Source organism: Oricola sp. (genome assembly GCF_965230365.1).
In the GTDB taxonomy this organism is placed as follows: domain Bacteria; phylum Pseudomonadota; class Alphaproteobacteria; order Rhizobiales; family Rhizobiaceae; genus Oricola.
On the sequence record NZ_OZ246003.1, the window covers coordinates 600,611 to 624,871 of the forward strand.

Annotated in this window: 21 protein-coding genes; 11 read left to right on the top strand and 10 right to left on the bottom strand. The window is 61.7% G+C overall.

The window, feature by feature from the left end:
- Nucleotides 1–17: 17 nt before the first annotated feature.
- Nucleotides 18–806: a ParA family protein gene (locus tag ACO06R_RS02880; protein WP_421855846.1), complete on the top strand. Its 789-nt coding sequence runs from the start codon at nucleotides 18–20 to the stop codon at nucleotides 804–806.
- Nucleotides 807–848: 42 nt separating this feature from the next.
- Entirely contained in the window at nucleotides 849–1,727 is an 879-nt protein-coding gene (locus ACO06R_RS02885) for a ParB/RepB/Spo0J family partition protein (RefSeq protein WP_421855848.1), read from the top strand.
- 4 nt (nucleotides 1,728–1,731) lie between these two features.
- Here ACO06R_RS02885 and holA read toward each other — a convergent pair whose 3' ends face one another.
- From holA to leuS, 3 genes are read right to left on the bottom strand one after another with little or no spacing between them, the layout of a single operon-like run.
- On the bottom strand, nucleotides 1,732–2,769 hold the full coding sequence (gene holA, locus ACO06R_RS02890; RefSeq protein ID WP_421855850.1) for a DNA polymerase III subunit delta: 1,038 nt from the start codon (nucleotides 2,767–2,769) through the stop codon (nucleotides 1,732–1,734).
- Nucleotides 2,770–2,796: 27 nt separating this feature from the next.
- Nucleotides 2,797–3,324 (bottom strand): LPS assembly lipoprotein LptE, encoded by a 528-nt coding sequence (gene lptE, locus ACO06R_RS02895; protein WP_421855852.1) that lies wholly within the window; start codon nucleotides 3,322–3,324, stop codon nucleotides 2,797–2,799.
- Nucleotides 3,325–3,349: 25 nt separating this feature from the next.
- Nucleotides 3,350–5,953: a leucine--tRNA ligase gene (leuS, locus tag ACO06R_RS02900; RefSeq protein WP_421855854.1), complete on the bottom strand. Its 2,604-nt coding sequence runs from the start codon at nucleotides 5,951–5,953 to the stop codon at nucleotides 3,350–3,352.
- Between the two features lie 154 nt (nucleotides 5,954–6,107).
- On the opposite strand from leuS, the gene ACO06R_RS02905 reads away from it, so the two are divergent.
- Together ACO06R_RS02905 and ACO06R_RS02910 are read left to right on the top strand one after the other, a co-directional pair.
- Nucleotides 6,108–6,767 carry a YggS family pyridoxal phosphate-dependent enzyme gene (locus tag ACO06R_RS02905; protein WP_421859176.1) on the top strand — a complete coding sequence of 220 codons (660 nt, stop codon included), beginning with the start codon at nucleotides 6,108–6,110 and terminating at the stop codon, nucleotides 6,765–6,767.
- A gap of 106 nt (nucleotides 6,768–6,873) precedes the next feature.
- On the top strand, nucleotides 6,874–7,686 hold the full coding sequence (locus ACO06R_RS02910) for a lytic murein transglycosylase (protein WP_421855856.1): 813 nt from the start codon (nucleotides 6,874–6,876) through the stop codon (nucleotides 7,684–7,686).
- Nucleotides 7,687–7,745: 59 nt separating this feature from the next.
- Here the strand turns inward: ACO06R_RS02910 and rpmF are convergent, their stop codons facing one another.
- A complete protein-coding gene (rpmF, locus tag ACO06R_RS02915; RefSeq protein ID WP_421855858.1) occupies nucleotides 7,746–7,928 on the bottom strand; it encodes a 50S ribosomal protein L32 in 183 nt (60 codons plus the stop codon).
- 142 nt (nucleotides 7,929–8,070) lie between these two features.
- A complete protein-coding gene (locus ACO06R_RS02920) occupies nucleotides 8,071–8,844 on the bottom strand; it encodes a biosynthetic peptidoglycan transglycosylase (protein WP_421855860.1) in 774 nt (257 codons plus the stop codon).
- Nucleotides 8,845–8,971: 127 nt separating this feature from the next.
- Between ACO06R_RS02920 and ACO06R_RS02925 the strand changes: the two genes are divergently transcribed.
- On the top strand, nucleotides 8,972–9,880 hold the full coding sequence (locus ACO06R_RS02925; protein WP_421855862.1) for a polyprenyl synthetase family protein: 909 nt from the start codon (nucleotides 8,972–8,974) through the stop codon (nucleotides 9,878–9,880).
- 7 nt (nucleotides 9,881–9,887) lie between these two features.
- On the opposite strand, the gene ispG is transcribed toward ACO06R_RS02925, so the two are convergent.
- Nucleotides 9,888–11,141: a flavodoxin-dependent (E)-4-hydroxy-3-methylbut-2-enyl-diphosphate synthase gene (gene ispG, locus ACO06R_RS02930; protein WP_421855864.1), complete on the bottom strand. Its 1,254-nt coding sequence runs from the start codon at nucleotides 11,139–11,141 to the stop codon at nucleotides 9,888–9,890.
- Nucleotides 11,142–11,204: 63 nt separating this feature from the next.
- Entirely contained in the window at nucleotides 11,205–11,558 is a 354-nt protein-coding gene (locus ACO06R_RS02935; RefSeq protein WP_421855866.1) for an arsenate reductase family protein, read from the bottom strand.
- A 124-nt stretch (nucleotides 11,559–11,682) separates the two neighbouring features.
- On the opposite strand from ACO06R_RS02935, the gene ACO06R_RS02940 reads away from it, so the two are divergent.
- A complete protein-coding gene (locus ACO06R_RS02940) occupies nucleotides 11,683–12,465 on the top strand; it encodes a 3-hydroxybutyrate dehydrogenase (RefSeq protein WP_421855868.1) in 783 nt (260 codons plus the stop codon).
- A gap of 41 nt (nucleotides 12,466–12,506) precedes the next feature.
- Complete coding sequence (locus ACO06R_RS02945) at nucleotides 12,507–13,625, top strand: patatin-like phospholipase family protein (RefSeq protein ID WP_421855869.1); 1,119 nt, start codon at nucleotides 12,507–12,509, stop codon at nucleotides 13,623–13,625.
- Between the two features lie 5 nt (nucleotides 13,626–13,630).
- On the opposite strand, the gene ACO06R_RS02950 is transcribed toward ACO06R_RS02945, so the two are convergent.
- On the bottom strand, nucleotides 13,631–14,284 hold the full coding sequence (locus ACO06R_RS02950; protein WP_421855871.1) for a TetR/AcrR family transcriptional regulator: 654 nt from the start codon (nucleotides 14,282–14,284) through the stop codon (nucleotides 13,631–13,633).
- A gap of 203 nt (nucleotides 14,285–14,487) precedes the next feature.
- On the opposite strand from ACO06R_RS02950, the gene ACO06R_RS02955 reads away from it, so the two are divergent.
- The gene (locus ACO06R_RS02955; protein WP_421855873.1) at nucleotides 14,488–15,627 is read left to right on the top strand and encodes an efflux RND transporter periplasmic adaptor subunit; all 1,140 of its coding nucleotides are present in this window, start codon (nucleotides 14,488–14,490) and stop codon (nucleotides 15,625–15,627) included.
- 4 nt (nucleotides 15,628–15,631) lie between these two features.
- The gene (locus ACO06R_RS02960) at nucleotides 15,632–18,886 is read left to right on the top strand and encodes an efflux RND transporter permease subunit (RefSeq protein WP_421855875.1); all 3,255 of its coding nucleotides are present in this window, start codon (nucleotides 15,632–15,634) and stop codon (nucleotides 18,884–18,886) included.
- 239 nt (nucleotides 18,887–19,125) lie between these two features.
- On the opposite strand, the gene ACO06R_RS02965 is transcribed toward ACO06R_RS02960, so the two are convergent.
- On the bottom strand, nucleotides 19,126–21,084 hold the full coding sequence (locus ACO06R_RS02965) for a methyl-accepting chemotaxis protein (protein WP_421855877.1): 1,959 nt from the start codon (nucleotides 21,082–21,084) through the stop codon (nucleotides 19,126–19,128).
- Nucleotides 21,085–21,245: 161 nt separating this feature from the next.
- Between ACO06R_RS02965 and ACO06R_RS02970 the strand changes: the two genes are divergently transcribed.
- On the top strand, nucleotides 21,246–22,259 hold the full coding sequence (locus ACO06R_RS02970) for an endonuclease/exonuclease/phosphatase family protein (protein WP_421855879.1): 1,014 nt from the start codon (nucleotides 21,246–21,248) through the stop codon (nucleotides 22,257–22,259).
- Between the two features lie 46 nt (nucleotides 22,260–22,305).
- Here the strand turns inward: ACO06R_RS02970 and ACO06R_RS02975 are convergent, their stop codons facing one another.
- On the bottom strand, nucleotides 22,306–23,340 hold the full coding sequence (locus ACO06R_RS02975) for an aspartate-semialdehyde dehydrogenase (RefSeq protein WP_421855881.1): 1,035 nt from the start codon (nucleotides 23,338–23,340) through the stop codon (nucleotides 22,306–22,308).
- A gap of 228 nt (nucleotides 23,341–23,568) precedes the next feature.
- Here ACO06R_RS02975 and ACO06R_RS02980 point away from each other — a divergent pair, with 228 nt between their 5' ends.
- Nucleotides 23,569–24,234: a hypothetical protein gene (locus ACO06R_RS02980; protein WP_421855883.1), complete on the top strand. Its 666-nt coding sequence runs from the start codon at nucleotides 23,569–23,571 to the stop codon at nucleotides 24,232–24,234.
- Nucleotides 24,235–24,261 lie beyond the last annotated feature (27 nt).

Consider the following 24,261-nt stretch of genomic DNA (forward strand, 5'->3'; position numbering starts at 1 on the left):
GAGCCAGGAACCCAGTCATGGCGGATAATTGCCGCGTGATCACGATAGCCAACCAGAAGGGCGGTGTCGGCAAGACGACGACCGCCATCAATCTGGCAACCGCACTCGCAGCGATCGGCGAGCGGGTCTTGATCATCGATCTCGACCCACAAGGCAATGCCAGCACGGGTCTGGGCATCGATCGTGAGGATCGGGACATCTCATCCCACGAGATTCTGCTCGGCGAGGCCGATATCATCGATGCGGCGGTTCCCACCGCTGTGCCCAACCTGTCGATCGTGCCATCCACGATGGATCTTCTCGGTGTCGAGATGGAAATCGCCGACGCTGACGATCGGGTGTTTCGTCTCCGAAACTCAATGGAGCGCGCCAGATCGCGCTTTAGCTATGTTCTGGTCGATTGTCCGCCGTCGCTCAACCTTCTGACGCTCAACGCCATGGCCGCCGCGCAGTCGATCCTGGTGCCATTGCAATGCGAGTTTTTCGCCCTGGAAGGGTTGAGCCAGCTTCTCAACACAGTCGACCAGGTTCGCCACAGCATCAATCCGAAGCTGGTTATCCAGGGGATCGTGCTGACCATGTTCGACAAGCGCAACAACCTGGCCCTGCAGGTTGTCGACGATGTGCGTACCCATATGGGCGACAAGGTCTATGAGACGATCATCCCGCGCAATGTGCGTGTGTCGGAAGCGCCGTCATATGGAAAGCCGGCTATCCTTTATGATCTGAACTGCGCCGGAAGTCAGGCCTATCTCCAGCTGGCGTCTGAGGTCATTCGTCGCGAGAGGCAATTGACGGCTGCCTGACGGGCGTTCTCGATAACAAGAAACCGGAGACGACGGAAGCAAATGGCAGAGGAAGGCTCACGCAAAAGGCTCGGACGCGGTCTTGCCGCGCTGATTGGCGAGATGGACCGTCCGGCGGATGACGCGCCGAAACCGTCGCCGGGAGACCGCGTGGTTCCGATCGAATTCGTCGACCGCAATCCGAACAATCCGCGGCGCGAGTTTTCCGAGGATGAGCTCGCCGATCTTGCATCCTCCATCAAGGAACACGGCATTCTGCAACCGGTCGTGGTGCGGCCGACCAAGGGTGGGGACGGGCGCTATGAAATCATCGCCGGCGAGCGGCGCTGGCGCGCGGCGCAGCGCGCGAGCGTCGTGGATTTGCCTGTTATTGTCCGCGAGGTTGATGACAAGACCGCGCTTGAGCTGGCGATTATCGAAAACGTTCAGCGTTCCGATCTCAATCCGATCGAGGAGGCGGGCGGCTATCAGCGGCTTATCGACGAGCACGGCTACACCCAGGCCGATCTCGGTGACGTGATCGGAAAGAGCCGCAGCCATGTCGCCAACACGCTGCGGTTGCTCAAATTGCCGAAGCCTGTGCGCGATCTTGTCGGCCATGGTGAGTTATCCGCCGGTCATGCCCGCGCTCTTGTGACCGCAGAACACCCGGAGGCTTTGGCTCAAAAGATCGTCAAGGACGGGCTTTCTGTCCGCCAGGCCGAAGCGCTTGCCCAGTCGGGAGAGCCGAAGCGGCCGGGTGGCGGTGCCACTCCGCGGCATGAAAAGGATGCAGACACGCTGGCGCTGGAGAAGCAATTGAGCGATCAGCTTGGCCTCAACGTGCAGGTTGCCCATCGCTCCAATGGCGGCGAGCTACGGATCGGGTATCGCACCGTCGATCAACTTGAGGCGCTCTGCAATCGCCTGCAAAAACTTTAGGCGGCTAACGTCTTCGCGAACTCTGGATCGTGATCGCCAGCAGCGCCGTGCGGGCAACCGCGACCGTGAGCGCCGATTTCATCCGGCTTTCCAGAACACCGTCCTGCAAACGCTTCAAGGCGTGACGGATTCCGGTTGCGGTCCAGCGGCCGAGCGCCGATTCAACGGTTTTGCGTCTCGAAAAGAAGACTGGCGGCTTGGCACCGGCGACAACGGCGGCCGGAGAACGTCCCGAGCGATCCATCTCGGCGCGCAGAAGGTCGAGCTGCTGGAACTGACGGATTGCCGCGGCCATCAGGGGCGCGGGATTGGTTCCGGCGGAGATGAATTGCTGCATGGCCGCGTCGAACCGGGCAAGATCGCCGGTGATAACGGAATCGACGACGGCATCGAACGAAGTTGCCGACGCATCGCCGAGGCTGGCGCGCGCCATATCGAGAGTGATCTCCCGTTCGCTTCCCGCATAGAGCAGCAGTTTTTCGAGTTCACCGCGGGATGCCCGCCGATCCCCGCCGATATGATCCTGGATGTAGCGGCGCGCATCGAGCGACAGCGTCTTGCCGCTTGACGAGAACATCTCGTCGATGAGCGCGTTCAATGACCGACTGGTATCGGCATAACAGGGCAGAGTTATGCCGGTCTTGGCCTTCTCCACCGCGGAACGCAGGGCGCTCGACTTCTTGAGGTCGCCGGCCTCGATAATGAGGCGAACGCCGTCCGGTATGTCGGCGAGGATGCCGGCCACGGTCGCGGCAAGGTCTTTCTGATTGCCCGCATTGCGCAGCCAGACAAGCCGCTCGCCGCCGAACATGCCGACCGTGTAGACTTCGTCGACGAGACGAGACAGGTCCGAGGCGATTTCCCCGCCATCCAGCTTGATCGTGGAGAAGGAGTCGGCGAGGTCGACGCCGGACTTTTTCGCCAGGATCTCCCCGCGCTCGGAAACAAGCCCGCGATCAGGACCGTAGATGAGGGCGACCGGTTGTCCGGTTTCGGCGCTCTTCAGATAACGTTCGACATCGCCGGCCTTGAGTTCCGCCAATTCAGCCCTGTTCCGGTCTAGCCACCATTACTCTGTGCGTGACAGATCGGCGGCCAACAATGCGTGGATCTGTTCGGCTGCTTCGCGCGCGGCACGGTTCTCGGCATCGCGTTCGGCCCGCACATTGCCAAATTCCTGCTGCGACACGTCGAAGGATGCGGTCACGGAGACACGCCGCGTTGTCACGATCGAATCATCCTCGATGTTGCGCAACGTGTAGTTGGCGGCAACCGAGACATCCCGCTTCGAAGGCTCGCCGTCGCGGCTGCTTTGCTGCAAAACCAGGGCAGACGAAGATTGCGACGTGACCTGAACGGACAAGCGATAGCGCGGGCTTTCCGGCTGGCCTTCGCCGCCGTTCAATAGGAAAATCAAACGGTTGCGCAGCTCCACCCCAACGCGGCTGTCGACCTGCGCGACCTCGACGCTGCGCAAGGCAGCCGGCTGGTCGGCAATCGATGCGGTTTGCTGATTGTAAAGCGGCTGTACCGTGCATCCGGTAACCGCAAAGACCGCCAATACGGCCATCGTGCTCATCAAACCGATACGTTTCATCTGGATGCGCGCTCTTCCCGGTTCCTCAGGCGACAATGTTGACGATGCGGTTCGGAACCACAATGATTTTCTTTGGATCGGCGCCATTGAGATGCTGGCGCACGAAGTCTGCCGCAAGCGCGGCGTTCTCGACATCGCCCTTTTCGGCATCCTTGGCAACCTGGATTTCACCGCGTTTCTTGCCGTTGATCTGGACCGGCAGCGAAATGGAAGCGTCCACGACAAGTGCGGGATCAAATTGCGGCCAGGACGCTTCGGCCACCATGCCTTCATGTTCAAGGGATTGCCAACACTCCTCGGCCAGATGCGGCATCACCGGCGCGATCAGTTGAACCAGAATAGCAAGCACTTCGTGGGCTGCGGCCCGGTCGGCGGGCGATCCTTCGGCGACGCTTTCCAGCGAGGGTGCAATCTCGTTGACCAGTTCGTGGACCCGGGCGATCGCCCGGTTGAAAGCGAGCCGGCTGAAATCCTCGCCAACCGATTTCAGGGCCTTGTGGGCCGACCGGCGAAGCGCTTCGGCGTCGTCCGATGCCCCGGCCGTCTCGCCGGCTTCAATCTTGCCGGTCACCGAGTTCACAAGCCGCCAGATGCGCTGCACGAAGCGATGCGCGCCTTCGGCGCCGCGGTCGTTCCACTCCACGTCGCGGTCGGGCGGCGAATCCGACAGCATGAACCAGCGCGCCGTGTCGGCGCCGTAGCTTTGGGTGATGTCTTCCGGTCCGATGGTGTTTTTCTTGGACTTCGACATCTTTTCCAGGCCGCCGATCTCGACCGGTTCGCCGGTATCGACGGCGAAGGCCTGGCGCTTGCCGCCGGCCTCCTCCAGCCGAATTTCAGCGGGCGACAACCATGTCGCCTCCTTGCCGGCACCCTGCCGGTAGGTTTCGTGCACGACCATGCCCTGCGTGAACAGTCCCTTGAACGGCTCGGCGAGATCGAGATGGCCGGTTTCGCGCATCGCACGGGTGAAGAAGCGCGAATAGAGCAAATGCAGGATCGCATGCTCGATGCCGCCGATATACTGGTCGACCGGCAGCCATGCGTTGGCGGCTTCCGGATCGGTCGGCGTGTCGGCTTGCGGCGCTGTAAAACGTGCAAAATACCAGGAGGAATCGACAAAGGTGTCCATCGTGTCGGTTTCGCGCCGCGCCGGTCTTCCACAGGACGGGCAGTCCACCTTGCTCCAAGTCGGGTGCCGGTCGAGCGGGTTGCCGGGTTTCTCGAAATCGATGTCGTCGGGCAATTTGACCGGGAGATCGGCTTTCGGCACGGGCACCACGCCGCAGGTGTCGCAATGCACCATCGGGATCGGGCAGCCCCAGTAGCGTTGCCGCGAAATGCCCCAGTCGCGCAGGCGGAAGCGCGTGGTGCCACGGCCATTGCCGCGTTCCTCGAACCATCCGATGGTCTGTTCGATGCCGTCTTCGCTCGTCGTCCTGGAGAGACCTGCGAAGTGCTCGACATATTCGACCAGTTCGGATTTGGCCGGCACAAGGGCTTCATCGCCGATCTCGTCGCGATTACCCGGCAGGTAGAAGGCATTCTGCACGGAGAGACCGTATTTGCGAGCAAAGTCGAGATCGCGCTGGTCATGCGCCGGGCAGCCAAACACCGCGCCGGTGCCGTAATCCATCAGCACGAAATTGCCGATCCAGACCGGCAGATCACGGTCTTCTGCCGGATGGCGAACCGTCAGGCCGGTATCGAGGCCTTTCTTCTCGGCGCGTTCCAGATCCTCTTCCGACGTCCCGATCCGCCGACACTCAACGCAGAATTCCGCGATTTTCGGATCGGATGCCTCGAGCGCACGGGCAATCGGGTGATCGGCTGAAATCGCCAGGAAACTCGCGCCATGCATCGTGTCGGGCCGGGTCGAATAGCAGGTGATCTGCTCCTCGCCGGCAAAGGGCGCCGTCAGTTCGAAATCGACCTCGATGCCGCGCGATTTGCCGATCCAGTTGCGCTGCATGACGCGCACCTTATCCGGCCAATCGTTCAGATCGTCGAGCGAGGCGAGCAGGTCTTCGCTGAACTTGGTGATGGCAAAGAACCATTGCGTCAGGTCGCGTTGTTCGACCGGCGCGCCGGATCGCCAGCCGCAGCCGTCGATCACCTGCTCATTGGCGAGCACGGTCATGTCGACCGGGTCCCAATTGACCTTGGACTGCTTGCGGTAGACGAGGTCCTTCTCGAAGAAATCGACGAACAGCGCCTGCTGCTGGTGGTAATATTCCGGATCGCAGGTCGCGAACTCGCGGTCCCAGTCGATCGACAGGCCCATCAGCTTCAGCTGCTCGCGCATCGTGGCGATGTTTTCATAGGTCCAGGTGCCAGGATGGACCTTGTTCTGCATGGCGGCGTTTTCGGCCGGCATGCCGAAGGCGTCCCACCCCATGGGGTGCAGCACATTGTAGCCGAGTGCCCGCCTGTGCCGGGCGACCACATCGCCCATCGTGTAGTTGCGGGTGTGTCCGATATGGATACGTCCCGACGGGTAGGGGAACATCTCCAGGACGTAATACTTGGGGCGCGGGTCTTCGTTTTCGGTCTTGAAGATCGCCGCGTCGTCCCAGGCCTTCTGCCATTTCGGTTCCGCTTCACGGGGGTTGTATCGTTCGGTCGCCATGATGGTGAAACTCTTGAATTCTGCGCGGCGACATGCAGTTTTGCGCCGCGAAAGCATATGAACCGTCTCATGCCCACAAAAGGCAGGGCCGTCAACAAGCCCGCAGGGTCATCGCGGGCTGCGGAGGCGCCCCGTGCAAACCGAAGGATTGCCGATGTCGTCTACCGAACGCCTCGCCGATGTTCGAAGCCGGATTGCAGTCGCAGCAGGGGAAGCGGGCCGTCAGCCCGCCGATATTGAACTCGTCGCGGTGTCGAAGACCTTCGGTGTCGACGACATTCGCCCGGTCATTCAAGCGGGTCAGCGGGTGTTTGGCGAGAACCGCGTTCAAGAAGCGCAGGGCAAGTGGCCGCAGCTGAAGGCCGAGCACGAGGATCTCCAGTTGCATCTGATTGGCCCACTACAGTCCAACAAGGCTGCCGACGCGGTAGCGCTGTTTGATGTGATCGAAACTGTCGACCGCGAGAAGATCGCGCGGGCTCTGGCCGCTGAAATGGCGAAGCAGGCTCGCAGGCCTCGCCTTTATGTCCAGATCAATACCGGCCTGGAGCCCCAGAAGGCGGGTATCGATCCGCGGAAGTGCTCGGACTTCCTGCGCCTCTGCCGCAATGACATCGGTTTGGAGATCGAGGGGCTGATGTGCATTCCGCCTTTTGAGGAGAACCCAGGGCCGCATTTCGCGCTGCTTTGCAGGCTGGCCGAGGAAAACGGCGTGGATCGCTTGTCGATGGGCATGTCGGGCGATTTTGAAACAGCTGTCGCGTTCGGCGCGACATCTGTGCGTGTCGGTTCGGCGATTTTCGGCGCACGTTGACGGTTTTCAATTCGATTCATGCACTTGAAAGCCTGACAAGCTGCGACAAATCGGTCATGTATTGCCGCGTAAGCAAACCGTGAGCATCCATGCTGGAGGGAATCGCATGACGTTGAGACTCGCGACTATTGCAATATGTGCTCTTGCCGCCGTCGCCATACAGGCCATGCCGGCCTCAGCCGCGCAATGCGGCAACACGAGCGCGGGGTTTGAAGCCTGGAAGGTGCAGTTTACCAAGGAGGCGCGGGCCAAGGGAATTGGCAATCGCGGGCTGAAGGCATTGGCTGGCACGCGCTACGCGACCAAGACCATCGCCGCCGACCGCAACCAGAAGTCCTTCCGCTACTCGCTTTCGAAGTTCATGCAGGTGCGCGGCGCCAATGCGATTGTCTCGCAGGGGCGCAAGCGCAAGCGGGTCGATGCCCGTCTGCTGTCATCCATAGAGCGCAAATACGGCGTTCCCGCCGGTCCGCTGCTCGCGATCCACGGCATGGAAACCGGTTTCGGGCGCTTCATGGGCAACGCCAATGTGGTCTCGGCAATCGCGACCCTGGCCTATGATTGCCGCCGGTCGAAGTTTTTCACCGGCCATCTCTACGCGGCCCTGCAACTGGTCGACCGGGGGATCATCTCCGCCAACACCAAGGGTGCCATGCATGGCGAAATCGGCCATACTCAGTTTCTGCCGGGCAGCGTGCTGAAATACGGTGTCGATGGCGATCGCAACGGTCGGATCGATCTTGCCGGGTCGAAAGCCGATGCGCTTGCCTCGACGGCGAATTTCCTGCGCGCGCATGGCTGGCGGCCCGGCCGCGGGTATCAGCCCGGCCAGGCAAACTTTCGGGCGATCCAGGGCTGGAATGCGGCCGGCGTCTATCAAAAGGCGATCGCGATCATGGCCGCGCAGATCGACCAGTAACAAAAAAAACCCGCGGCTTGTCCGCGGGTTTCATGTTTCCTGCATGTCGGGACGGCTGGTCAGCCTTCCTTCGGCTCCAGAACCTGGCGACCGCGATACATGCCCGTTTTCAGGTCGATGTGGTGCGGGCGGCGCAGTTCGCCGGAGTTTTTGTCTTCGACGTAGCTCGGGTTTTTCAGTGCGTCGGTAGAACGGCGCATACCGCGTTTGGCGCGCGTTACCTTTCGCTTCGGAACAGCCATTTTAGTCTCCAGTTTTCCGGACGAGTGTGCGGTTTGCCCGGTCTGGCCCGCTTTCGTCGGTGATTTCGCTGAAAAAAGATTGCGCGCCTATACACGCTCGTTGGCGGTTTGACCAGCCATATCAGGAAAAATTGTGCCGCCGTCAATAAACGCAGCTAGCACGGGCTCCATAAAGGCGGACACGTTCCTGAACGATACCCGCAATCCGGCTGAGACCGGGCCCTGGCGTTGCGGGATCGCGGACATGCGGATTGGGCAGGGCGACGGTCAGAAGCGCGGCTTCTCGTGCCGTCAGGAACTCGGCGGGTTTGCCGAAATGGGTCCAGCTTGCCGCCTGCACGCCGTAAACACCGGCGTCCCACTCTGCGATGTTGATGTAGATCTCCATGATCCGCTTTTTGGGCAGAACGAGGTCGAACCACAGCGCCAGTGGCACCTCCAGCCCCTTGCGGATGAACGAACGGGAATTCCAGAGATAGAGGTTCTTGACGGTCTGCATGGTGATCGTCGATGCGCCGCGAGCCCGTTCGCCCTCGAGAACGTCGGAAATCACCAAGTTCAAGGCACCCCAATCGACGCCGCGGTGCCGGCAGAACTGACCATCTTCAGACATGACGATCGATTGCAGAAGCGCTGGCGGGACATCCTCGATCTCGATCCAGTCGCGCTCGGGAAAGCGAAACCGCACAATGTCGGCGAGCATCAGCATCGAAACTGGGCGAAGGAGTTCGACGCGGTACGCGACTGTAAGGATCAAAGGGGTGGCAACAATCAGAACGATAGCGGCAAGCGCGATCAGCGACAGCCGCCGGATCCGGGTCCGCCAGCTTGTCGCCTTCTTCCGTTTGGCCGAACGTCGGCTCTTGCCGGGGGCTCTGCCGCGCGCACGGTTCGCTTTCGTCTTGCTGGAAGTCAAGCCGATCTTATCCCGCTCGATGTGGATCCGTTGTGGCTCTAAGCAAAAACGGCGCGTTGCCGCAACATCGTCAGTGGTTTTACGAAACAGGCTTGACCGGCGAGGGCGTCGCCGCCACGAAGCGACGATGATGAATGACGAGTTCCAGAAGGTTCTTTTGGCGCGTGCCGCCGAGGTGGAGCATTTCCTGTCGACTGCGCTCGGCCCCGAGCCGGTCGCTGGCGAGGTGACGCGCCCTGAGCGGCTGGTCGCGGCGATCCGACATGGCGCGCTCAATGGCGGAAAACGAATCCGGCCATTTCTCGTCCTGGAAACGGCGAAACTTTTTGGCGTTGAAGACAAAGCTGCATTTCATGCGGCGGCCGCGCTGGAATGCGTGCACTGCTATTCGCTGATCCATGACGATCTGCCGGCAATGGACGATGACGATGTGCGGCGCGGCCAACCGACCGTGCACAAGGCTTTCGACGAGGCGACAGCGATTCTGGCAGGCGACAGTCTTTTGACATTGGCTTTCGATCTGGTCACCGATCCCATGAGCGGGCTTTCGGCGGAGATCCGCTGTGAGCTGGCGGGCAGCCTGGCGCGCGCCGCCGGCATTGGCGGCATGGCCGGCGGTCAGGCGCTCGATCTTGCGGCTTCGGTGGAGAAGCCGGACGAGAACGGGATCGTCACGCTGCAGTTGATGAAGACCGGGGCGTTGATCCGCTATGCGTGCGAAGCGGGCGCGATTCTCGCTGGCGCTGCGGACGAGGACCGGTGGCGGCTGGTGCGCTACGGCGAGACCATCGGGCTTGCCTTCCAGCTTGCCGACGACCTGCTCGACGTCACCCAATCGGCGGACGCCATGGGCAAGGCGACCGGCAAGGATGCGGCCGCCGGCAAGGGCACGCTGGTCGCATTGCGGGGCACCGGCTGGGCGCGTGGTGAACTCGACCGGCTTGTCGCGCAAGCCGAAGACGCGCTCGCCCCGTTCGGGGAACGCGCGGGTATACTGGTTGAAACGGCGCGGTTTGTCGCCTACCGGCAGTCTTGACCTGCGCTTAGCCGGCCTTCAGCTTCTCACCACTGCCGAAGCGCTGTTCGATATAATCGGCGACCATGTCCTGGAAGTCGGCTGCGATGTTCGGGCCTTTCAGCGTCGCGGCTTTCTTGCCGTCGATAAACACGGGTGCCGCCGGTGTTTCACCGGTGCCGGGAAGCGAGATGCCGATATCGGCATGTTTGGATTCGCCCGGGCCGTTGACAATGCACCCCATGACCGCGACCTGCAGGTTTTCGACGCCGGGATAACGATCACGCCAGACCGGCATGTTGCGGCGCAAATCTTCCTCGATGGTCTGGGCCAGTTCCTGGAACACCGTCGAGGTGGTGCGGCCGCAGCCGGGGCAGGCCGCGACAACCGGTACGAATTGCCGGAAACCCATGGTTTGCAGCAATTCCTGGGCGACCTGGACTTCCCGCGTGCGGTCGCCGCCCGGTTCCGGCGTCAGGGAGATGCGGATCGTGTCGCCGATGCCCTGCTGCAAGAGGATCGACATTGCCGCTGACGAGGCGACGATGCCTTTGGATCCCATACCGGCTTCGGTCAATCCGAGATGCAGGGCATGATCGGTGCGCTTGGCGAGTTCGGCATAGACAGCAATCAGGTCCTGCACCTGACTGACTTTGGCCGACAGGATGATCTTCGAACGCGGCATGCCGACCTGTTCGGCCAGTTCCGCCGACAGGATGGCCGACTGGACGATTGCCTCGCGCGTTACCTCGCGGGCGCTCATCGGCGAGCCATTTTTCTGGTTCTCATCCATCAGGCGGGTCAGCAGCTCCTGGTCGAGCGATCCCCAATTGACGCCGATGCGCACCGGCTTTTCATGGCGGTTCGCCATCTCGATGATATCGACGAATTGCCGATCGCGCTTTTCGCGGAAGCCGACATTGCCGGGATTGATCCGGTATTTGGCGAGCGCCTCGGCACAGGCCGGATGATCGGCCAGAAGCTTGTGGCCGATATAGTGAAAGTCGCCGACCAGCGGCACAAACACGCCGACACGTTCCAGCCGCTCGCGTATTTTCGGGACAGCGGCGGCGCTTTCATCACGGTCGACCGTGATGCGGACGATTTCCGAGCCGGCACGGTGGAGGGCCGCGACCTGGGCGACGGTGGCGTCGATATCCGCCGTGTCGGTATTGGTCATGGACTGGACAACGACATGGGCGCCGCCACCGACCGTGACGCCGCCGACATTGACGCCGACTGTGGTCCGCCGTGCGAGGGGTTCGGTAAGAAGTTCCGTCATCGTGTCCATGTCGGTTGTGGCCGCCTCTCCATATAGTGGAGGCTCAGGCTTCGCAATCAACCCTCAGCCAAACGCGCCTTTCCAGGCGTGCGGATCGAAGCCGGTCAGCACGGTCGCGCCATCTGTGCCGACAGGCCGCTTGATCAGCCGTGGCTCGGCGGCCATGGCGGCGATCTTCGCGTCCTGGCTTGCGGTGATGGCGGCCTGCTCGTTGGCGGGAAGCTTGCGCAACGTCTGGGCGCGCGCATTGAACACGGCATCGATGCCGGCGCGCTCGACCCAAGCGGCGATCTCGCGCTCAAGCGCCGGGACTGCCGAAAAATGCTGGTACTCAACCTCCAGACCGGCCCCTTCCGCCCAGTCGCGCGCTTTCTTGACCGTCGTGCATCCCGCATAGCCGTAGATCCTGATCGACATCGATATCCCTCCCGTCACGACAGCCGCCGCGTTTTCGCCAAACTGTGATCTGACATGGGTGCAAAAAAGCATATGTTGCGCTGCAGCACCCGTGCTCGGCAATCACATAGAGGAACTGGAGACAATGGCAAAGGCCAGAACAGCAGTCGTCACCGGATCGAACTCCGGTATCGGGCTTGGAATCGCGCGCGCGCTCGCGGATGAAGGAATGAACGTGGTTATCAATTCGTTCACCGACAACGAAGCCGACCATGCGTTGGCCGCCGAAATCTCACGCGACGCCGGCAATGATACCGCCTACATCAAGGCCGATATGTCTGACGGCGAGCAGTGCCGGGCCCTGGTCGCAAAGGCGGCCGAGCGTTTCGGCGCAGTGGATATCCTGATTAACAATGCCGGTATCCAGCATGTGGCGCCGGTCGAGGATTTTCCGGCTGGCAAGTGGGATGCGATCCTTTCGATCAACCTCAGTTCGGCGTTTCACACGGCCGCTGCCGCCGTGCCGATGATGCGCGAAAACGGTTGGGGGCGGGTGATCAACCTGGCTTCGGCGCACGGTTTGACCGCCTCGCCCTACAAATCGGCCTATGTCGCCGCAAAACACGGCATGGTTGGCCTTACAAAGGTGATCGCACTGGAAACGGCCGAGGATCCGATAACCTGCAACGCGATCTGCCCCGGCTATGTGCTGACGCCGCTGGTCGAAGAACAGATCCCCGACACGATGAAGCAGTACAATCTGGATCGTGAGACGGTGATCCGCGACATCCTGCTGGAACGCCAACCGTCCAAAGAGTTCGCGACGACCGAGCAGTTGGGCGGAACCGTGATTTTCCTGTGTTCGGACCATGCCGCCCAGATCACGGGTACCACCATCTCGGTCGATGGCGGCTGGACGGCGCTTTAGTGCGTTCAAGGCTAACCGGGAGACGCTCCAGGAGGCATGCGATGGCCAAGAAAACTGCCAAACGGAACACCAAACGCATCAATTTCGCCCTGCAAGGCGGCGGGTCGCATGGCGCGTTTACCTGGGGCGTCCTCGATGCGCTGCTGGAGGATGGCCGGTTGAGCCCGGACGGCATTTCGGGCACCAGCGCCGGCGCGATGAATGCGGTCGCGCTGGTCGATGGATGGGTTCGCGACGGTGCGGACGGCGCGCGGCAATCGTTGCACGATTTCTGGCGGGCGGTCAGCCGCAATGGCCGTTTCTCGCCGGTCCAGCGCACACCGCTCGATGTCATGTGGGGGAACTGGAACCTCGACTATTCGCCGACCTACCGGACCTACGACCTGATGTCGCGGGTGTTTTCGCCCTACGATCTCAATCCGCTGGACATCAACCCGCTGCGCGAGATCGTCGAACGGCAGATCGATTTCGACCGCGTACACGACTGCTCTGACATCAAGACGTTCATCTCGGCGACCAATGTGTGGAACGGCAAGCCGCGAGTGTTCATGCCGCATGAGCTATCCGCCGACATCGTGATGGCCTCGGCCTGCCTGCCTTCCGTATTCAAGGCGGTTGAAATCGAAGGCGAACCCTATTGGGACGGCGGTTATGGCGGTAATCCGGTGCTCTACCCGTTCTTCTACGATACCGAAGCCTCGGACTGCCTGCTTGTCCAGATCAATCCTATCGAGCGCCGGCGCACGCCGAAGACAGCGATGGAGATCCAGGACCGTGTCAATGAAATCACCTTCAATGCCGGCTTGCTTCGCGAATTCCGCGCTATCGAGTTCGTCCGCCGGCTGAAGGAAGACGGGCGGCTGGACAATACGCGCTACCGCACCATCCGCATGCACCGAATCGCCGCCGATGCGGTGGTCGAGGAGCTATCCGCATCGTCGAAGATCAACGCCGAATGGAGCTTTCTGCAGTATCTGTTCGAGATGGGCCGCGCCGCGGCCGAGGACTTCCTGGATCAGAGTTTTGAGGCAATCGGCAAACGCTCGACGCTCGATCTGTCGGAAGAACTCAGCGCCGATATCCTGCCCGACCGCAAATCCGTCGGTCAACATGTGCGCGATGCGATGAAGCGCATGCAGGGTGGTAAAACGCGCGGCTGATCCGGTCAGCGATTTTCGACCACCAGCGCATTGGCGACGAAGGTGATCAGCCTTTCGACCTTTTGCTCGACCGGATTGCCGCGGATCGCATCGGCCTTGAGACCTTCCAGTGCCTGCATGATGATGGCCGCGACCGCCTCGGCATCGACACTCAGGCCATCAAGCGAGATTTCGCCGTGTTTGTGGGCTTCCTCGATCTCTGCGGCGATCGTATCCGTCATGGTGGCGCACCATTTGACCTCGAGATCGCCGGCGAACTCGTCGTTGACGCCCATGAGTTCGACACCGTGCGGGGTCGTGCAGATCTTGCGGTGCTGGGCGAGAATGCTGGCGTCGATGGCATCGAACAGGCGTTCGCCAAACGGCTTGTCGCTGCGCAGGGCATTGCGGGCATCGTTGACCATCAGGTCGAGCAGGCGCATGCTCAAGGCGCGGAAGATGTCAGTCTTGTTGCGAAACAACTGATACAGTGCCGGGCGCGACATCCCGGCAACACGGGCAATATCGTCCATGGATGTTTTCCGAAAGCCGTAATTGATGAAGACATCGTACGCTGCGGAAAGAATGGCGCTTTGTTTATCGCGGTCCACTTGCATCATCGTGTCTTGACGGTATGACATATTTCGATATTTTGTCAATCCGTCAGAAAGGGTCGGCATCGTTTCCGAAAGTCAGGAAGATTCAGGAAATATCAATCCGAATGGTCGAAAGCCCTAAATCGCGTGCCTATGTAGGAATCGATTTCAATCGATTCTGAAAATATTCAGAAACGACAGGCCATTTGACCGGAGACATGCCACTCAATGCCGGCGGCCGGGTTTCTGCAATGCGCTGATTGGCCCACAGGATTACAGGTACTGCAATGAAATTGAACCGGTATATTGCCATTCTGGTGTTTCTGGGCTCGACGGCTTGGATCGCGACCGGCGAGTTTTCATTCGTTGGCAGTGCGATGAGCGAAGCCGATCCGGCTGTCGAGGAGACTGCCGAAGGACAGACGCCCGAGGCCGCGCCCAAGTTTCAAACCGTGGGCACGGCGGTCATTCCGCAGGTCAGTCACGCCCGCTCGGTACGGATTTCCGGCGTTACGCAGGCCGACAAACGCACCGTATTGACGGCGCGAACCGGCGGTATCATCGGCGAGCTCAACATCGCCCAGGGCGCCATCGTCAAGGAGGGCGACGTCATTGCGCGGATCGCGCCGGAGGGCCGCGACGCCAATGTGCGGATGGCCGAGCAACAGCTCGAACAGGCCAAGGCCGATGCCGAGGCCCAGCTTCGCTTGGTCAAGCAAGGTACCTTGCCCAAGCTGCGCGGCGAAGCGGCATTGTCGGCGTTGCGCGTCGCCGAAGCACAACTGGAACAGGCTAGCGCTGAACTCGACCGTCTTGATGTTGTCGCGCCCTATGGCGGCGTCATCGACCTTCTGCAGATCGAACGCGGCGCGTCGGTCGACGGCGGAACGCCGGTCGCCACGTTGATTGCGCTCGATCCGATCATCGCGCTCGGTGAGGTGAACGAGGGCGATCTCCTGGTCGCTCGGATCGGCTCGACGGCCGATGTCAGGCTGGTCAGTGGCGATGTGGTTCAGGGCGAGGTGCGCTACCTCAGCCGTTCGGCGAATGCCGCGACCCGGACATTCGCGGTCGAAGTCGAGATTGCCAATCCGGATCTGTCGATCCCGGACGGCATGACCGCCGAAATCGTGCTTCGCGGCGATCCGGTTCTGGCGACGCCGGTCCCCCGCTCGGTCGTGGCGCTGAGCGATGACGGCGATATCGGCGTGCGCACGGTCAATGACGAGGACGAAGTGGTGTTTCACCCCATCGACATTGTCGACGATTCGACGGGCGCGCTCATACTGGGTGGCATACCCGAAGGCGCACGCGTCATCGTCGCTGGCCAGAACTTCGTAGGCGACGGCGACAGGGTGGATCCGGTCGAAGCCGATTCCGAAACGATCAGGAAGCTGGTCGAGGAAGCAACGTCCGGAGCGCTTTGATCCCATGGGATTTCTCGAAGTAGCGGTCAACAACGCCAGGCTCACCATCACCGGCCTCCTGTTCATTCTGGTCGCCGGCGCGATAGCCTATGTCACCATTCCCAAAGAGGCCGAGCCGGACGTCCAGATTCCGGTTGTCTATGTCAGCCTGTCGTTGCAGGGGATTTCGCCGGAAGACGCCGAGCGACTGCTCGTGCGGCCGGTCGAAACCGAACTGAAGAGCGTCAAGAGCGTCGATACCATCAGCTCGAACGCTTATCAGGGCGGCGGCAATGTGGTCATCGAGTTCGAGCCCAACGCCGATCTGTCGACAGCGCTCGAGGATGTGCGTTCCAAGGTTGACGACGCCAAGCTGGAGTTTCCCGACGGTGCGGACGAGCCGTCGGTCAACGAGGTCAATATCTCGGAGTTTCCGATCCTCGTGGTAACGCTGTCCGGCAATGCGCCGGAACGCGTGATGACACGCACCGCAAAGGAACTGCGTGACGTTATCGAGGAGGTTTCCGGGGTTTTGGAAGCCAATTTGCAGGGCGCGCGCGACGAGATGGTCGAGGTGATCATAGATCCGGTGAAGCTGTCGTCCTACAATTTGCAACTCGATCAGATGATCGCTGGCGTGCGCGGCAACAACCAACTGGTCGCCGCCGGCACGATGGAAGGCGATGGCGGCAAATACGCGGTCAAGGTTCCGGCGCTGATCGAGACGGTCGAGGACATTGCCAACCTGCCGATCGCCGCCAGCGGCAATGCGGTCGTGCGGGCGCGCGATCTTGCAACCGTGCGTTCGACTTTCGAGGACCGGGAGTCAATCGCCCGCTTCAACGGCAAGCCGGCAATCGCCATCGAGGTATCCAAGCGTGCCGGCGCCAACCTGATCGAGACGATCGACACCGTGAAGGCCACAGCCGAGGACTTCAAGTCGCGGCTGCCCGCAGGCGTCGAGATCACGTTCTCGCAGGACCGCTCGACCGATATCCGTACGCTGCTGGAAGACCTGCAGAACTCGGTTCTGACAGCAGTGATCCTTGTCTTTATCGTTATTCTCTATTTCCTAGGCATCCGCTCGTCGATGCTGATCGGCCTGGCGATCCCGACCTCGTTCCTGATGGGTATCCTGGCGCTGTCGGTCGCCGGCTTTACGGTCAATATCGTGGTGCTGTTCAGCCTGATCCTGGCGGTCGGCATGCTGGTCGACGATGCGATCATCGTGACCGAATATGCCGAACGGCGGATGAGCGAAGGCATGGCATCGCGTCCGGCTTTCGCCGAAGCCGCCCGGCGCATGTTCGGCCCGGTGGTCGTCGCGACCATGACACGCATCGCCGCGTTCTCGCCGCTATTGTTCTGGCCGGGCATCATGGGCGAGTTCATGGGCTACTTGCCGCTCACCCTGATCGCCACGCTGACGGCGTCGATTATCTATGCCTTGTTCTTCGCACCGACGCTCGGCTCGATCTTCGGCAAGGCGCATGTCGAGGAACGCGCGCCCGACGGGATCTACATGGCCGTCGTCAAGCGGGCGGTGCGGCATCCGCTGATCACGCTCGGACTGGTGTCGGCGCTGATGGTGGCGATTGTGGTCGCATTTACGCGTTACAATGCCGGCGTCGAGCTGTTCCCCGATGTCGAGCCGGAATACGGCCTGGTTTACGTGCATGCGCGCGGCAATCTTTCGCTGGCCGAGCAGGACGAGGCGGCGCGCCTTGTCGAGGACAAACTCTTGGGCTGGCCGGGTATCGAGACGGTCTACACCCGGGTCGGGCAATCGACGGGCGGCGGTTTCGGCGCGCAGGTCGACGAGGATGTCGTTGCCACGCTGCAGTACGAGTTCGTCGATTGGCGCGAACGCCAGCCGGCGAGCGAAATCCTGACCGAATTGCGTAGCGCGCTGCGCGGCATGCCGGGCATCGAAGCCGAGGTGTCGGTTCCCGATGCCGGTCCGCCGCAGCCCAAACCGATCACCGTGGAAATCTCTTCGGTATCGCGTGACGGGCTGGAAGAAGCCGCCGCCAAGGTTGCCGATTATGTCCGGACGATCCCGCAAGCGATCGACCTTTCCGACGGCTCGACGCCGCCTTCGATCGACTGGGAGCTGAAGGTCGACCGGACCGAAGCCGCAAAATACGGGATCGGGCCGAATTCGGTCGGCACGGTGGTGCAGTTGGTGACGACCGGTCTGAAACTCTCCGACTACCGGCCGGCTGGCGCCGACGACGCGGTCGATATCCGTCTGCGGTTACCGGAAGACCGCCGCACCCTGTCGATGCTCGATCTGCTCAGGGTCGAGACATCCCAGGGCGCCGTGCCGCTGTCGAATTTCGTATCGCGCGAACCGGCCAAGAGCCTTGGTACGCTGAAACGGGTCGATGGAAACCCGACGATCACGGTGTCTGCGAACCTGATCGAGGGCGAACAGGACTCGGTCTACCAAGCTCAGATGGCTGAAGCGCTGCCGACGCTCGGACTGGGCGAGAACATCCGCTGGAACGTAACGTCGAGCGAAGAAAGCGAGGAAGCCTCGGCGTTCCTCGGCCAGGCATTCGGCGTGGCGATCTTCCTGATCTGTGCGCTGCTGCTGGCGCAGTTCAACCGCTTCACCTATGTGGCGCTGGTTCTGACCGCCGTTGTGATGTCGACGGTCGGCGTGCTGCTCGGCCTTTTGATCATGCAGATGCCGTTCATCATCGTGATGACGGCAGTCGGCACGATCGCGCTCGCCGGAGTGGTGGTGAATAACAACATCGTTTTGATCGATACCTATGCGCATCTGCGTAACGAGGGCTGGGACAAGCTGGAGGCGGTTCTGGAAACCTGCCGCGAGCGTGTCCGACCGGTCATGCTGACCGCGGTAACCGCAATCCTCGGCGTGCTGCCGATCGCATTCGGCGTCAACCTCGCATTGCTCAGCCACGAGGCGACCATCGGCGCGCCGTCGACGCAATGGTGGATCGCATTGTCTAGCGCCATCGTGTTCGGTCTCGCGTTCTCGACCGTGCTCACGCTTGTCGTCACACCATCGGCGCTGATGCTGTTTACCCGCGACAACAAGTGGATGGCCGACCAGCGGCCGTTGCTGGTGAAGATGTTCAGGCGCCGGCCGTCCGAAGCAGTGGCCTCCGGCGAGGTGGAAAGCGTGGCGGATGCGGATCAGGCGGCGATAGCCGCGGATGCCGGCCAAACGGCGGACGTTGTCCGCCTGGCCGCCAAGAATGACGAGGCGGGCAAGGACAAGGTCGAGTATCCCAAGGCGGCCGAGTAACGGCCGCCTGCCGATGTATTCGGCGGCGTCCGCCGCGGCGCCGTTGCCGCCGCATGCTATCCCTCTGTTGCGATTTCTGGCACTTGGCCTGCGGCTAAGCCGCCGAAATCGCTTTCTCTTCCGTGTAAAAGAAAGAGGTAACCGCGTGTGTCGTCGAGGTCGCGCAAACCGTATCAGCGCGTCCGCACCCGCTCAGGGCTTCACCGATGGATCGCTCCGGTCGTCGGCGGTCAAGCCGGTCAGAACTCCTGCCAGTCCTTGCTTTGGACCGCCGCTGCGGCGCCGCGCCCGGAAAACGCCCGGCCGACCGAAGCGATCATGGCGCGGGCCGGCGAGGCCGCCGGCGCAGGCGCCGCCTCTGCCGCGGGCTTGGTCATATCGACCTCGGCGAGCCTGAACTGGCCAATCGCGGTCGACAGATGGGCCGTGTCCTCCGACAGGCGGTGCGTGGCAGCTGTCATCTGCTCGACCATTGCGGCATTGCGCTGCGCGACCTGGTCCATCTGGGACATGGTGTCGTTGATCTCGCCGAGACCGGCAGATTGCTCACGTGCGGTCGCGGCGATGGCACGAATGTGTTCGTTCATCGTCGTCACGAATTCGGCGATTTCGGTCAACGCCTTGCCGGTCTGCGAGACGAGATTGACGCCGGATGTCACTTCATCGCCGGACTGCGAGATCAACTGTTTTATGTCCTTGGCCGCGTTGGCGGTACGCTGCGCCAGTTCGCGCACCTCCTGGGCGACGACGGCAAAGCCCTTGCCAGCATCGCCGGCGCGTGCGGCCTCGACGCCTGCATTGAGCGCCAGCAGGTTGGTCTGGAACGCGATGGCGTCGATGACCTCGATGATCTTCGTGATCTCGCTCGATGCTGCCTCAATACGTGTCATCGCTTCGATGGCGTCGGCAACGATGCGGCCCGACTTCTCCGAGGAGTTCTTCGCCTCGCCGGCGATCTTCTCGGCTTCGACCGTTCGCTTGGCGGAATCCTGCAGCATCGCGGTCATTTTGCCGAGCGAGGCATTCGTCTGTTCGACGGCCGACGCCTGGTGTTCGGTACGGTTCGAAAGGTCGTCGACGGATGAGCGCATCTCATGGGAGTTGTCGTCGATCGATCGCGTATCCTCGCGGACATGGCCTATCGCTGCATTGAGCTTGCGCACAGAGTTGTTGAAGTCGAGTCGCAGACGGTCGAGTTCGTCGATGAAGGGGTCGTCGAGGCTGATCGAGAGATCGCCGTCCGCGAGCCGCGTCAGGCCACCTCCCAGCGCATCGACGGCGAGTTTCGTCCGGTTCTCGTGATCGACACGAAGCTGCTCGCGTTGGCGGCGCTCGGCGTCCGCTGTCCGGCGGCTGTCCTCGGCACCGGCTTCCAACCGGTTGCGCTGTAGCGCGTTGTCGCGGAAGACTTCCAGCGACCCGGCCATCGCGCCGGCTTCGGTGGCGTAGTTGAGATAGGGGATTTTGGTGTCGAGATCGTCGGAAGCGATGGCATTCATGGCCAGGCGCAGGCGATGCAATCGGCGGTTCATGGAGCCGCAGATCAGGTAACCGGCACCAGCCATCGACACGCCGACTGCGATCAGCAGCGCGATGGTGATCAACATTGCCAGGTCGCGGGTCGCGATGGCATTGCCGTAGAAGGTCTCGGCTGCGCTGTTGGCGCCGGCGAGAAGCTTGCGCAGGGCTGCGTTGATCTGCGCCATATGGGCGCTGCCGGCGGTCTTCAGCATGGCTTCGGCGCTTACGGTGTCACCCTGCCGGCGCAGCGCGACGATTTCGTCGCGTATCGGTTTCCATTCGGCAAACAGCAGCCGGGCATCCTCGACCAGCGCGGGTTCGCCGGTAAACCGCTCGCCGACGAGTTCGAACCCGGCGGCGACGTGCTTCTCGTATTCCGCCGCGACCGAGAGGCCGATTTCGATGCCGGTTTCGTCTTCGGCCAGCACGATGTCGCGCATGGTGCGGTTCATCGACACGATGTCGGTCTCGAGCTCGCGCAGCTTCAGGCCGACAGTGTAGGGCGAGTGGTAGAGCTTGCCGATCATGTTGGAGACAGACGACAATTCGTAGCAGACGAAGACGCCGAACCCGGCGATGGTCATGACCGTCATCAGGATGCCGGCCGTGAAGATCTTGGTCAGCGAATAACGGTCGAGGATTTCAAGGCGAGCCCAGTAGGCGAGCGTGGCAATCATTTTCAGTACCCTTACATCAATGCGCATGAAGACGCGCGCAGGGGGTGCCGGGATTGTCTGGATGCCGTTACGAGGATCATGGCGACCGGATGTGTCCGGTGGACCGTTCATGTCCTGCGCGCGGCTGTCATGCCTGCCGTCAATCTGCGCTGTTCCGGTTAATGCCCGATGAACGGTTCGTGTCGAAAACCCCAGTTTGGCCATATTCGGCTGTGATGCAGCCAGCTATGCGGACCTGGCGGACTATCATGGCTGTGGCAACCGTCGGATTTGCGATGGCGCTTGCCGTAGCGACCGCCGCGAGTTTCACTGGCGGCTTCTGGCCATGGGGCGGATTGCTGGCCGATTTGCGGATACAGTTCTTCGTCACTTCGGTCTTTCTGCTGGCGTCAGCGCTCGTTGTCTCGCGCAGTTCCTTGGTGCTGGTACTGACATTCGTCGCGTTCATGGCGAACGCGGCACCTGTATTACCACAGATAACGGTGCGAGCGGCCGAAGCCACGCCGGATGGACCAACGCTGAACGGAATGGTGTTGAACCTGCTGTTCGGACAGGCGCCGCCGGAGCGCGTCGCAGGTGTCATCGAAGAGTGGCAACCCGACATCATCGCGTTTACCGAGATCAACCGCGAGACCGACGCACAGTATGGCGCGCTGCTGCGAGAGCGTTACCCTTTCACCGCATCATCGGGACGGATCGGCACCAAGGAGCTAAGGATCTTCAGCCGGTACCGCCTCAGCGATGTCGCTGTGCGGCGGGAGGGCGTAGCGTCACCCGTTGTAACCGCGACGGTCAATGCACTCGGCGCAGAGTGGCGTATGATCGCCTTCCACGCGCCGTCACCGCTATTTCGCGTCGGATCGCGCGACATTGCGCTCAAAAAGGTCGCTGAAATCGCGCGGTCGGAAAAGGCGCCGTACTTCGTCGCTGGCGATCTCAACGTCACTCCGTGGTCGCCCGTGTTCGCTGATATGCTTGCCGAGGGTGAACTCAAGGATAGTGGATTGGGTCACCGAATCGATAACACCTGGCTGATGCGCCAGGTTCCGTTCGGATTGCCAATTGACCACGTGCTTGTTTCAAAGGATATATCGGTAGCGGAGCGTGCTGTCAGCAGCCCCGTCGGTTCCGATCATCGGGCATTGTTCGCTCGGCTTGTTTTGCCGTATAACTGAAACGAGCAGGGAAACGGGCGGGGGACCCCGCCCGGCATGCCAGGTGTCAAGCCGCCTGCTTTTTCGGTGCGATCAGGCCGCGATTGACCAGGACTTCGGCGATCTGGACGGCGTTGAGGGCCGCGCCCTTGCGCAGATTGTCGGAGACCACCCAGATGTTGAGGCCGTTTTCGACCGTCGCATCTTCGCGGATGCGGCTGATATAGGTCGCATCCTCACCGGCGCTTTCGTAGGGCGTGGTGTAGCCGCCGTCCTCCGGTTTGTCGACGACAAGGCAGCCCGGCGCCTCGCGCAGGATCTCGCGCGCTTCGTCAGCCGTGATCGGGTTTTCGAACTCGATGTTGACCGCTTCCGAGTGACCGATGAAGACGGGTACGCGCACCGCCGTGCAGGTGACCTTGATTTTCGGATCGAGGATTTTCTTGGTTTCGGCCAGCACTTTCCATTCTTCCTTGGTGTAGCCGTCTTCCATGAAGACATCGATATGCGGGATCACGTTGAAGGCGATCCGCTTGGTAAACTTCTTGTTCTCGACCTGGTCGGAGACGAACACCGCGCGGGTCTGTGAAAACAGCTCGTCCATGCCATCCTTGCCGGCGCCGGAAACCGACTGGTAAGTGGCGACGACGATCCGCTTGACCGTCGCATGGTCGTGCAGCGGCTTCAGCGCGACGACGAGCTGGGCCGTGGAGCAGTTCGGATTGGCGATGATGTTCTTTTTCGTGAAGCCCTCGATCGCATCGGCGTTGACCTCGGGCACGATCAGCGGGACGTCACTGTCGTAGCGCCAGGCCGAGGAGTTGTCGATGACGACGCAGCCCTTGGCGGCGATCTTCGGCGACCACTCCTTGGAGACATTGCCGCCGGCCGACATCAGGCAGATGTCGCAATCGGTAAAATCGTAGTTCTCGAGCGCCTGCACCTTCAGCGTCTTGTCGCCATAGGTAACTTCCTGACCGATGGACCGGCGCGAAGCGAGCGGCACGATGGTATCGGCCGGAAACCCGCGTTCGGCGAGGATCTCAAGCATTTCGCGCCCGACACTGCCGGTCGCGCCTGCGATTGCGATTGTAAAGCCCATGGCCCTTCTCTTTGCTCCCTCTCCCCTTTGCTTCGGCAAGCACCACTCGTCCCGCCCCCGGGAGAGTGTGGGGCGGAGCGCTCAGACGGTCTTCGTGGTTTTAGACACAATGATGCTCATGGTGGGCGCTTCTTTGCGTCAGCGCTGTGCGAAAGTCAACATCGCGACGACCCTGCCCGTGCCTATGCTGCCGAGATATCGGAAAAGTATTTGCAAAGGAGTCCATTCATGCGCCTCGTTTTCGAATTCGCGGCCATCGCCGCTCTCGCCATAGGTGCCGCCGGCACCGCCCATGCCGATTTCATCCGCTGCCCACTCGATCAGGCGCGCCGCACGATCACCGATCCGTTGCCTTCGGGATGGTGGACCACGCCTCTGGTCAGCCGGCTGTCGGAAACCAAGGTCCGGGACATCGGCGGCAAGCCAGCCCTTTTGTGCATCTACGGATCGTCGGGCAGCGTGCAGCGCCAGGCGCCAGCGGGGCAGACCTGCCAAGCCGTTGGCGGCGGTTTCAACTGCACGCGCGCCGGCGGTGGTGCGAACACCATAGCAACCGGCGGGCTCAATATTCCGCAGACCTATCTGTTTGACCTCGACCGCGGCGCCGTGACCCAGACCGGGGCTGATTTCTGGTTCCAGGCGGAAACCGCATCACTGCTTTATCTGGTGCCACGCAACGGCGCGCGCATCGGGGTCGGCAACCGCGCCAATCGCGGTGCTGCCGGTTGTGCCGCGGCCCGGATGACCACAGACCGTGTGTCGCTCAGCGATCTGCCGGTCGGTTCCTATGTCTGCGCGCGCACCAACGAGGGGCGGATCTCGCAGTTCCGGGTCAACGGTGTATCGCCGGGCTCGCCGAAAACGCTGTCGATCGGGTTCACGACCTGGCAGTAACGGCCAAGAGCACCAGCCGGGGCGGAT